The sequence below is a fragment of the Acidithiobacillus sp. genome, assembly GCF_023256195.1.
In the GTDB taxonomy this organism is placed as follows: domain Bacteria; phylum Pseudomonadota; class Gammaproteobacteria; order Acidithiobacillales; family Acidithiobacillaceae; genus Acidithiobacillus_A.
In genome coordinates, this window is the sequence record NZ_JAGDWX010000028.1 from 22839 (window position 1) to 33430 (window position 10592).

The window sequence follows — 10592 nt, forward strand, 5'->3', positions numbered from 1 at the left end:
CTGGCTCAGCCCTCGTGCGACGGGTGCTCCAGCCGCCGACCAGCCTCCAGATAGATGCGCTGGTCGGCCAGACGGGTCGTGCGCGGTCGGTGGGCAACGATGATGATGGTCTTTTGGCCGTGCAAGGCCTCGATGGTCTCGGCGATGCGCTCCTCGCTCTCGCTGTCGAGATTGCTGGTGGCCTCGTCCAGCACCAGGACCGGGCGCTCCAGATAAAGCGCGCGGGCGATGGCCAGGCGTTGACGCTGCCCCCCAGAGAGATTGCTGCCCTGACCCTCGATGAGCGCATCGAGTCCTCCTTGGGCGTCCAGAAAATCCCAGGCATGGGCAGAGCGGGCAGCCCGCTCGGCACGGGCGCGATCGGGCTGGGGGTCGCCGAAGCTGATGTTTTCCAGAGCCGTGCCGGTAAACAACACGGGCTCCTGGGCGACGAAGGCGAAGCAGCGACGATAGGCGGCCAGCGACAACTGCTCCAGACTCTGTCCCCCCAGGCGGATGCTGCCCCCGCTGGCTGGGATCAGTCCCAGCAGGACGCGGACGAAGCTCGTCTTGCCGCTACCGCTTGGCCCCAGCAGGGCGACGGTCTGGCCCGGAGCGATGTCCACGTCGAGGCCCCGCAGAACCAGCTCGTCCCCCAGTCGCAGCTGTAGCCCACGACATTGCCAGTGCCCCCAGGTCAGCGGTGCCGTCTTGCTGGTGTCGCCTTCGTCTGCCTCCAGATCCTGATCGAGCCAGGCAAAGAGGCGATCCGCCGCCGACAATCCCTGTTGCAGCTGGTTATTGGCCGAGGACAATTGTCGCAGTGGTTCATAGATCATGCCCAGCGCGGCGAGAAAACTGAAGAAGGCGCCCGCGCTCATGGCGCCACTGACGACCTGGCTGCCCCCCAGGTAGATGATGGCGGCGATGCCCAGGGCTGCGATCATCTCCATGACCGGCACGCTGGCCTTCTGGATGCGCACCATCTGCATCATGAGGCGATAGTAGCGTTCCGCGAGTTGCTGGAATCCCCGCGCCGCAAAGGTTTCGGCGCCGGTAGTCTTGATGACCTCGATGCCACGCAGACTCTGAGAGAACTGATCCAGGATCTCGCCCATCTGCACTTGCTGGTTTTGGCCGCGCTGGCGCAGTTTCTGACCGAAGCGGATGAGCGGATAGAAGGCCAGGGGCAGAGTGGCCAGGCTGATGAGGGCCAGCTGCCAGCTCATGTACAGGACCACGCCGATGAGGGCCAGAATCTGAAAGGCCGACAGAAAGAAGCGCGCCAGCACCGTCAGGCCCTGCTGCAGCAAGGTAAGGTCGAGGCTCATGCGCGACAGGGTGGCGCCGTGGCTCTGCTGGATGATCTGGCCCAGCGGCAGCCGCAAGGTGTGGTAGAACAGCGCTTCGCGCAGCTGGCGCAGGATCTGCTCTTCGATGCGGGCCAGCACGACGGCCTGGAAGTAGTCGGCGAGACCCTTGATGGCGTAGATCAGGACCACGCCCGCCGGCAGCCAGAGCAGCATGTCGGCCTGCCGGTCGATGAAAATGTGATCGAGGACCGGTTTGATGTAGTAGGCGAGAGCGCCTGTGGCGAGACCCGATATGGCCATGAGCACCATGGCCCCGGCGATGGCACCGCGATGCGGTCGCAGCAGGCCGAGGAGGCGTCGAAAGCTTGGTGAATGCAGCGCCACAGGCGCCGGAGTGCTCACTCTTCCAGCAGAGCGCGCTTGTCTTTCACCTTGGCCCAGTCGTCGGCATCCGCCGGCGCCGCCTTTTTCTGGATGATGGGCGGCCAGGTCTTGGCGAGGCGGGCGTTGATCTCCAGGAATTCTTCCTGACCTTCGGGGAGATCATCGTCACGGAAAATGGCCTCTGCCGGGCACTCCGGCTCGCAGAGGGTGCAATCGATGCACTCGTCGGGATCGATCACCAGAAAGTTGGGTCCTTCGCGAAAGCAGTCCACAGGACAAACGTCGACACAGTCGGTGTACTTGCACTTGATGCAGGACTCGGTAACCACGTAGGTCATGGATGGAAACTCCTGAGCATGGGCTTGTGCCCGGACCGAACAGCGCGGCCCGGGTGAGCTCGACATTCTATCCCAAGGGCTGCCCGAGGTGCATCACCCGCCTCGCCGGCCCGCCCCAGCGGTCAGTAGTAGACCGGGACCACGCCGCTGGCGAGAGTCTGGATGGCCTCCCCGGCGCTCACCATCTTGGCCTCGGGGATGAAATGCTCCGCTTCGAGGCCCCGTTTCTTGAAGCAGCCGGCGCAAATCCAGATCCGTGCACCGTGATCCACAAGGAACTGCCGCAGCTCTTTCAGGGCGGGGAAGGTGGGCTCCTGCAGCCCGTCCAGGTAGCCGTCGCCGCGGGCAAGGTGCACCCCATCGAGGCTCAGGAAGAGCGTGACCTCGTGACCTTCGGCCAGGGCGTTCTTGGCCAGAACCATGCCGACGGTGGCGCGGTCGAGATCGTTGGCGCCGTGGGTGACGTTCACAAAGAAGTGTGCCATGGGAACTCCCGATAGGAATGACAAGTGCATTAGAGTAACCTGATGCTTAGACAGCCGCAAGGGAGACAAAGGCAGGGCTTTGCGCTATAAATGGAGCTCCCAAAAAATCGTAAGGAGAGTTTCCATGGCAGTACTGGTCAGCAGAAAGGCGCCGGATTTCGTGGCCCCAGCGGTGATGCCCAACAATGAAATCCAGGAGCAATTTCATTTCTCCCAATACATTCGGGATAAATACGCAGTATTGTTCTTTTACCCGCTGGACTTTACTTTCGTTTGTCCCTCGGAAATTCTCGCATTCCATCATCGCCTGGCGGAGTTCAAAAGCCGGAATACCGTAGTGGTCTCCTGCAGTGTGGATTCGCAGTATACCCATCTGGCCTGGAAAAAGACGCCGGAGGCAGCGGGCGGAATCGGCGCGGTGGAATTCCCCATGGTCGCGGATCTGACCAAGAGCATCGCTCGGGACTACGATGTCCTCATCAATGACAGCGTGGCTTTGCGCGGCTCATTTCTGATCGACCGCGAGGGCATCGTCCGCCATCAGGTGATCAACGATTTGCCACTGGGGCGCAACATCGACGAGATGATCCGGATGGTGGATGCCCTGCAGTTCTTTGAGGAGCACGGCGAAGTCTGCCCAGCCCAGTGGGAGAAGGGAAAGCCCGGCATGACCGCAAGCTCCGAGGGCGTGGCCGAGTTTCTCGCCAAGCACGCCAAGGAGCTCTGAGCATCGGGCTTCGGCGCTGATCCCCGAGCTCCGCTACCGTGCTGCTGCTGCGCCGATCTCTGGCGTCGGTACGGGAACCCCGCCTGTACCTCAGTATGGAGCGGAGCTACCTATCTCTGGTCAAATTCCTGTTCATTGCCTTTGCCGCTGGTATTCTTGCCAAAAAATTCGCCCTGCTGCTGATGGTGTTGCATCTGCCGGGCCTGCTGCACGTTTTCAACGATCTCTACGACCTGCTGACCTGGCCGTCCCTCTTTCTGCTGTACACCGTCTTTTTACTATTTGCCTCAGACCTGCGGTATGTCGACCGCGGTGGGGTCGTGGCCGCCCGCGAGGTAGAGGATCCTCGGGTCTACTGTTCGGCCGAGCGCACGCTGCTGTCTTGGTTGCGTACGGGTATCAGTATCATGGTTTTTGGTTTTGTCATCGAAAAATTCGACTTCTTTTTGAGTAAGCTGGCCTATATTCTCCACAAGAAAATCGCCATGGCCAGCACCTTTGCAGGCATGGATCTCTTGTTTATCGCTCTGGGGATGATCACCTTGATCTGTGGCTTCTGGAGTTTCTTCACTACCCTGGCACAGGTGGAAGCAGGGTTCTACCGTCCCCATTTCTGGATCTACGGTGTCTATGGGCTGGCGCTGCTGCTGACTCTCCTGGGGATGACACGACTGCTCTGGATGCTGGGTTTTCCTGCATGAGCGCGGTGCCGACGCCATACCCGCCGGCGGCCATGGCCAAGACCCTGTCCGTCGCCCCTATGCTGGACTGGACCGATCGGCATTGTCGCTACGTTTTGCGTCAAATCTGCCCGAGCTGCACGCTCTACACCGAGATGATCCACACCAGTGCACTGGTCCTTGGTCGTCAGCCCGAGCGCTATCTCGCCTTCACTGCGGCAGAGCAACCCCTCATCCTGCAGCTGGGCGGCGACGACCCCGAGGCCATGGCCAAAGCCGCAGCCCTGGCTCGGGCCTATGGCTACGCAGGGCTCAACCTCAACGTTGGCTGCCCCTCGCCGCGGGTGCAGCGGGGGAACTTTGGTGCGTGTCTGATGCACACCCCAGGACTGGTGCGCGAGATCAGCGACGCCCTGGCGAGCAGCGGCCTGCCGGTGAGCGTCAAACATCGTCTTGGCTTGGATCGGCAGGAGGATTACGCCGAGCTCGCCGATTTCGTCGCCAAGGTCGCTGCGGGGAGTTGCCGGCATTTTGTCGTCCACGCGCGCAACGCTTGGTTGCGAGGCCTCAGCCCTGCCGCCAATCGCACCATACCGCCCTTGCGCTGGGACTGGGTGGCGCGACTCAAGGAAGATTTTCCGCACTTGCGCATAGAGCTCAATGGCGGTCTGGATACGGTAGCAAAGGTCATGGCGCAGTGGCCCCGGGTGGATGGAGTGATGATCGGCCGTGCTGCCTATCACCAGCCCTTTTTTCTGGCGGAGTTGGAGCGTGCCATTGGCCGGCGGCAGAACCTGGCGAGGCGCGAAGAGGTTTTTGCCGCCATTTTGACCTATGCCGAGGACTGGGGCGCGGCCTTGCCGGCGCCCCGCCTGACCCGCCATTTGCACGGATTCTTCTACGGTCAGCCCGGTGCCCATGCCTGGCGCCAATTCCTCGGCACGGCCCGCCAAGATCAAAGTGCAGCGCTTTTCTTTCGCGAGAACCGTGCGCATCTGGCGGCCTTCGGCCTCTCGGCGCGGTGACTCCGCGAGTAGGCCACCGGTATGGACCGGAGAAGGTCCCTGGCGCAGAATCGCGGACCATGAACGCATCCCTTTCCAGCCCCAGACCCTGGGTGGCCTTCGACCTCGACGGTACCCTGACGCGTCGTGAAACCCTGCCGTTTTTTCTGCGCGAGGCGCTCGGCACCCCGCGTTTCCTGGGTGTGGTGGCGCGCAGTCTGCCAGAGCTCGGGGCGTATGGCCTCGGGCGTATGCGTAACGATGCCGTCAAGGAGATCGTCCTGCGTCGCAGCCTCGGTGGATGCGCGCTGGCGGGACTGCGTCCCGTGGCGACGCACTTTGCCGAACGGATCTTGCCGCATCTGCTGAGTGGACCGGTGTGGGCCCGGGCACAGGAGCACCGGGCCCGTGGTCACGGCCTTGTCCTGGTGACGGCAACCCTCGCTCTCTACGCCGAACCTTGGGCAGCGGCGGCCGGCTTCGATGCCGCCATCGCTACCGAGCTGGAGCTGGATGGCGAAGGGCGCATCACCGGTCGTCTGCGCGGTGCCAATTGTTTTGGTCCGGAAAAGGCTCGGCGCCTGCAGGAGTTCCTGCGCGGTCAGCCGCTGCTCTGGGCTTACGGCAATAGCCGCGGTGATGCGGAAATGCTGGATATGGCGGCCCGGCCGGTATGGATCGGTCCGCCGCAGCACCGCGGGCAGAAGCTGCCCCCGCTGGTCTCGACGGACTAGGACTGGGGCAGGGATCGGTCGCGCAGGAGGAAGGAGAGAAAGCGTTCTGCCACGGCCGGCAGGCGTTTGTTGCGGCGGTGGACGACGTGCCAGTGGCGGAGAATGGGGAAACCCGCGACGTCGAGGATGGCAACGTCACCGGCGGCCACTTCGGCGGCGACGGTATTGCGCGATAGCACGCTGAGCCCGAGGCCACCGGCCACCAGCTGTTTTACCGCCTCATTGCTGCTCATGGTCATGCGTACCCGCAGCTGAATGCCGCGCTCGCGAAAGAAATTCTCCGCCGTCATGCGCGTGCCGGAGCCCTCCTCCCGCAGAATGAAGGATTCCTCTGCGAGGCGTTCCGGCGCGATGGCCGTAGCCTGGGTCAGGGGATGATCGGCGGGGGCGATGAGGACGATGGGGTTGTCCAGGAAGGGATAGGCGGTCCCCTGAAAGCCTTCGGGCACCTGGCCCATGATGTAGAGGTCGTCCAGATTCTGTTTGAGCCGTTCGAGGATGCTGTCGCGGTTGACGATCTCCAGACGTACCTCGATCCCGGGGTACTCCTGGCAGAAGGCTCCCACCAGGCGTGGGGCAAAATACTCGGCGGTGGTGATGATGGCCAGACGCAGCAGCCCCCGCTCGACATTGCGATGGGCATCCAGCTCCTGGGTGAGGCTTTCGAGGCGACGCAGGATGTCGCGACCGGCACGCTCCACCGCCTCGCCGCTGGCGGTGAGAAAGAGTTTCTTGCCCACCTGTTCGTAGAGTGGTGCCCCGGCATATTCGGCCAACTGTTTGATCTGGATGGACAGCGCCGCAGGCGTCTGGTGCAATTCCCGAGCGGCGCGGGTCATGTTAAGGTGACGCGCAAGCACCGTGAAGATACGTAACTGGTGCAGGGTGACGTGGCGAAGGGGCATGGTTTTGCTATACCAAAAGGTAACGTTAACTTCTTTTTACTTTACCTTAGGGATTGGCCTTTGTACATTCGCTGGTGGATGCAGTTTCGCAGGTCGATTGGATCGATTGGATTGATATCTTAGGAGGGATCTATGGCTGGTAAATATGAAGCCGGCGTCAAGGAGTACCGCCACACATACTGGGCTCCTGACTACGTGCCTTTGGACTCGGACATCCTGGCGTGTTTCAAAATCGTTCCACAGCCCGGGGTCGATCGGGAAGAGGCGGCCGCTGCCGTAGCCGCAGAATCCTCCACCGGTACCTGGACCACGGTCTGGACCGACCTGCTGACCGACATGGACTATTACAAGGGCCGCGCCTATCGCATCGAGGACGTGCCCGGCGACGACACCGCCTTCTACGCCTTCATTGCCTACCCCATCGACCTCTTCGAAGAAGGTTCGGTCGTCAACGTCTTCACCTCCCTCGTGGGTAACGTTTTCGGTTTCAAGGCCGTGCGCTCCCTGCGTCTCGAGGACGTGCGTTTCCCCCTGCACTACGTCATGACCTGTAATGGGCCGGCGCACGGCATCCAGGTAGAGCGCGACAAGATGGACAAGTACGGCCGGCCGTTGCTGGGCTGCACCATCAAGCCCAAGCTGGGTCTGTCCGCGAAGAACTACGGTCGTGCGGTCTACGAGGCGCTGCGCGGCGGTCTGGACTTCACCAAGGACGACGAGAACGTCAACTCCCAGCCCTTCATGCGCTGGCGCGATCGTTTCCTCTTCGTCGCCGATGCCATCCGTAACGCCGAGGCGCAGACGGGCGAGCGCAAGGGTCACTACCTCAACGTCACCGCGCCTTCGCCGGAAGAGATGTACGAGCGCGCCGAGTTCGCCAAAGAGCTGGGCATGCCCATCATCATGCACGACTTCCTGACGGGCGGCTTCTGCGCCAATACCGGTCTGGCACGTTGGTGTCGCAAGAACGGGGTGCTGCTGCACATTCACCGCGCCATGCACGCCGTGATCGACCGCAATCCGCACCACGGTATTCATTTCCGCGTCCTGACCAAGGCGCTGCGTCTGTCCGGTGGCGACCACCTGCACACCGGTACGGTGGTGGGCAAGTTGGAAGGCGACCGCGCCTCGACCCTGGGCTGGATCGATCTGCTGCGCGAATCCTACATCCCCGAAGACCGTAGTCGCGGCATCTTCTTCGACCAGGACTGGGGCTCCATGCCCGGCGCCTTTGCGGTAGCCTCGGGCGGTATCCACGTCTGGCACATGCCGGCCCTGGTCAGCATCTTCGGCGACGATTCCGTCCTGCAGTTCGGTGGCGGCACCCTCGGTCACCCCTGGGGCAACGCTGCGGGTGCGGCGGCCAACCGTGTGGCCCTCGAGGCCTGCGTCGAGGCGCGCAACCGTGGGGTAGAGATCGAGAAGGAGGGCAAGGAGGTGCTCATGAATGCGGCACGTCACTCTCCCGAGCTCAAGATCGCCCTGGAGACCTGGAAGGAAATCAAGTTCGAGTTCGATACCGTCGACAAGCTCGACGTCCAGAACCGCTGATCGTCCCCATTCGCCTAGCTATTCAGGAAGGAGTTTGTCATGGCCGAAGTGCAAGAATACAAGCAGGTCCGGCGGTACGAGACCTTTTCGTACCTGCCGCCCTTTTCCGCGGAGCAGGTGCGGGCTCAGATCCAGTACATCATCGCTCAGGGCTGGAATCCGGCGGTGGAACACATCGAGCCCAACCGTCCCTTTACCTACTACTGGTATATGTGGAAGCTGCCCATGTTCGGCGAGCGCAATGTCGACGCCGTGCTGGCGGAGCTGGAGGCCTGTCGGCGCGAATACCCCAGCCACCTGATCCGTCTCATCGGTTACGACAATTACACCCAGAGTCAGGGTCTGTCTTTTGTCGTCTATCGCGGTTCCTGAGGTCACAGGTAGGGGTTGCGGCTAGATTCACCATCGGTGTCCAGCCGCCGCCCAGAAAGGGGGCATCATGTCTGATTCATCCGCAAGAGGCCGTCTGCAGGGCCGCGCGCTGGCCCAGCAAAGGCGGCGTGAGCAGGCCCTGCGCAAGCAGCAGGGTCGGCCGGAGGGAGCACGTCCTTCCGCAGCGCCCAAGGTACAGCCGACGGTGGCCGCGACACCGGTGGTGCCCTCGGGCTCTGCCAGCACCGATCTTCGGGTAGAGCCGCAGATGCAGGCGGCCAAGCCCAGCGGTCGCGAAATCGCACGGCAACACCGGGCCCAGCGGTGTGCTGGCGCCCTGTGCTGGTCGGATCCGGAGCAGCGTCGCCATCGAGGACGGCGCCGGGAGACGAGTCAGGAGCCCGTTTCCAGCGGCTCCGGCGATAGTGCCGCGCCGGCGAGTCGTGAGGATGTGCCGCCTTTGGTCCCGGGTATCGAGGAGTCTTTTCTGGATTCCGTCTGCGAAATCGGTGAGACCCAACCCGACAGCTTCGGCTGGCGCCAGAATTCTGTGCGTAAATTATGCAAGGCGCGCCGGCAGTCCCTGGCGCAACGGGGTAAGGTGGCGTTGACGGTCATGCGAGGGCTCAGCTCCGCTGCCGCCCGCTTGCGCTACCTCGAGACCGGCAATGCCCATGAGTTTGCCCGTCTGCATCGGCAGGAACTGGCGCAGAAGGGGCGGGGCGCCTTGCCACCGGCGAAGCCGACCGGACAGCAGCGCTCGCGCAAGTATCGCGTGCCCAGCAAGGTGGAGACGGGGACGACCCTGGCCGGGAGTGAAGTGACCGGGACCCAAGTAGAGAGGGCTCCCGCCGTCACCGGTAGCGAGGCGGGCTCTTGCCGGATCATCACCGGTACGGAGTATGTGGGCAGCGAGCAGTACTCACGCTTTTGCGACACCAAACCCAGTGCCAATCCGCCCAAGGTCGGGATCGGCAGTACCGGACGCGGTCTTGGGGTGAGTGGGACCCAGCTCGGTCGCTCCGTTGCCGTCACGGGTGACGAGGCGGGCAGCTGCAAGACGGTGACCGGTACGGAGTACCTCAGCCTGGAAAACTTTCAGGGTTTCTGTCGCAGTGACTTGCCGGCACGGCCGGACAAGGTGGTCATCGGACGCTCGCAACAGCGTCAGTTGCCGATATCGGGAACGGACGAGGCGCGTGCCAATCGGGTGACGGGCTCTGAGCCGGGTGCAAATGCCCGGATCACCGGTTCGCAGTACGCGGAGACCGGGGTGGCGCGCATGACCATCAATGGTAAGGCCGCCCCGCGCAAGGTCAGCGAGACACACACCGTGCGTGGCGAGCCCGTCACCGGTACCGCCGTGGACAGCAACCAGAAGATCACCGGCCTCGAGCCCGGCACCTGCCGTATGGTAACGGGTACGGAGTATCTCAGTACCGAGACCTTCGAGGCACTGTGCCGGACGCGGCCCGAACCTACGGAACCGCCCAAAGTGGAAGTGTCCAGCACGGAGCGTGGGCAGCGGATCACCGGCAATCTCGTGGATCGCTCGGAAAAGGTGACGGGCAATGAGCCTGGCAGCTGTGCCCGGATCACGGGAACCGGCTACAGCAACCCGCAGCTCTGCGGGGGTGGCGTAGACAAGGTGCAGGCCATGACGAGCCTCAGCGGTAGCGTCATGACCGGTACCGGGATGGATCGGCTCCCAAAAACTACCGGTGACGAGCGTGGAGGGTGCTGGCCCGTCACCGGAACAGAGTATTACGGGCGTGAGCACTACGCCTATTGCGCGAGCACCCCGCAACCCGAGGCGCCAAAGACCTATCTGAGTCGTACCGACAAGGGTCAGTGGGTCACGGGTCCGGCCATGGGACCGGACGAGGCCGTCACCGGCAACGAAGCCGGCGCCGATAGCTTCGTCAGCGGTACTCCCTATGCCGGCGAAGAGTTGGAGCCCGTAGCACGGCAGGAGGCCGTAGAGGCAATGCAGAAGGTAGCGGGAACCGAGGATCGGAGTGAAGCTGCGTCCTCTTGCAGTGCTTGTTCCTGCCAGCAGCGCATGCGTGATCTTGAGGAGCGCCTGCGGGCCTTGCAAGAGGCGCTGGCGGCGACCCAAA

Annotated in this window: 11 protein-coding genes; 7 read left to right on the forward strand and 4 right to left on the reverse strand. The window is 62.9% G+C overall.

Annotation, left to right across the window (positions count from 1 at the left end; all coding sequences use genetic code 11):
- Positions 1 to 5 precede the first annotated feature (5 nt).
- The 3 genes from Q0C23_RS07095 to Q0C23_RS07105 all read right to left on the reverse strand — a co-directional run bounded on the left by Q0C23_RS07095 (position 6) and on the right by Q0C23_RS07105 (position 2499).
- On the reverse strand, positions 6 to 1676 hold the full coding sequence (locus Q0C23_RS07095; protein ID WP_291511673.1) for an ABC transporter ATP-binding protein: 1671 nt from the start codon (positions 1674 to 1676) through the stop codon (positions 6 to 8).
- Between the two features lie 14 nt (positions 1677 to 1690).
- On the reverse strand, positions 1691 to 2014 hold the full coding sequence (gene fdxA / locus Q0C23_RS07100; protein WP_004871218.1) for a ferredoxin FdxA: 324 nt from the start codon (positions 2012 to 2014) through the stop codon (positions 1691 to 1693).
- A 122-nt stretch (positions 2015 to 2136) separates the two neighbouring features.
- Positions 2137 to 2499: a DsrE family protein gene (locus tag Q0C23_RS07105; RefSeq protein WP_291511674.1), complete on the reverse strand. Its 363-nt coding sequence runs from the start codon at positions 2497 to 2499 to the stop codon at positions 2137 to 2139.
- Positions 2500 to 2623: 124 nt separating this feature from the next.
- Between Q0C23_RS07105 and Q0C23_RS07110 the strand changes: the two genes are divergently transcribed.
- Genes Q0C23_RS07110 through Q0C23_RS07125 form a run of 4 tightly spaced genes read left to right on the forward strand, consistent with a single transcriptional unit; the run spans position 2624 to position 5644 of the window.
- A complete protein-coding gene (locus tag Q0C23_RS07110) occupies positions 2624 to 3226 on the forward strand; it encodes a peroxiredoxin (protein WP_291511675.1) in 603 nt (200 codons plus the stop codon).
- 38 nt (positions 3227 to 3264) lie between these two features.
- On the forward strand, positions 3265 to 3927 hold the full coding sequence (locus tag Q0C23_RS07115) for a DUF202 domain-containing protein (RefSeq protein WP_291511676.1): 663 nt from the start codon (positions 3265 to 3267) through the stop codon (positions 3925 to 3927).
- Complete coding sequence (gene dusA / locus Q0C23_RS07120; RefSeq protein WP_291511677.1) at positions 3924 to 4931, forward strand: tRNA dihydrouridine(20/20a) synthase DusA; 1008 nt, start codon at positions 3924 to 3926, stop codon at positions 4929 to 4931. The genes Q0C23_RS07115 and dusA overlap by 4 nt, the downstream gene beginning before the upstream one ends.
- Before the next feature lie 59 nt (positions 4932 to 4990).
- Complete coding sequence (locus Q0C23_RS07125; protein WP_291511678.1) at positions 4991 to 5644, forward strand: HAD-IB family hydrolase; 654 nt, start codon at positions 4991 to 4993, stop codon at positions 5642 to 5644.
- On the opposite strand, the gene Q0C23_RS07130 is transcribed toward Q0C23_RS07125, so the two are convergent.
- Positions 5641 to 6549, reverse strand: coding sequence for a LysR family transcriptional regulator (locus tag Q0C23_RS07130; protein ID WP_291511679.1), 909 nt, complete (start codon positions 6547 to 6549; stop codon positions 5641 to 5643). The genes Q0C23_RS07125 and Q0C23_RS07130 overlap by 4 nt on opposite strands.
- Positions 6550 to 6681: 132 nt before the next feature.
- Here Q0C23_RS07130 and Q0C23_RS07135 point away from each other — a divergent pair, with 132 nt between their 5' ends.
- From Q0C23_RS07135 to Q0C23_RS07145, 3 genes are all read left to right on the forward strand, one after another.
- Positions 6682 to 8100 carry a form I ribulose bisphosphate carboxylase large subunit gene (locus Q0C23_RS07135; RefSeq protein WP_215874244.1) on the forward strand — a complete coding sequence of 473 codons (1419 nt, stop codon included), beginning with the start codon at positions 6682 to 6684 and terminating at the stop codon, positions 8098 to 8100.
- A 39-nt stretch (positions 8101 to 8139) separates the two neighbouring features.
- Positions 8140 to 8472 (forward strand): ribulose bisphosphate carboxylase small subunit, encoded by a 333-nt coding sequence (locus Q0C23_RS07140; protein ID WP_215874243.1) that lies wholly within the window; start codon positions 8140 to 8142, stop codon positions 8470 to 8472.
- 67 nt (positions 8473 to 8539) lie between these two features.
- Positions 8540 to 10592 (forward strand): CsoS2 family carboxysome shell protein (locus tag Q0C23_RS07145; protein ID WP_291511680.1); only part of this gene is annotated, 2053 nt, incomplete at its 3' end.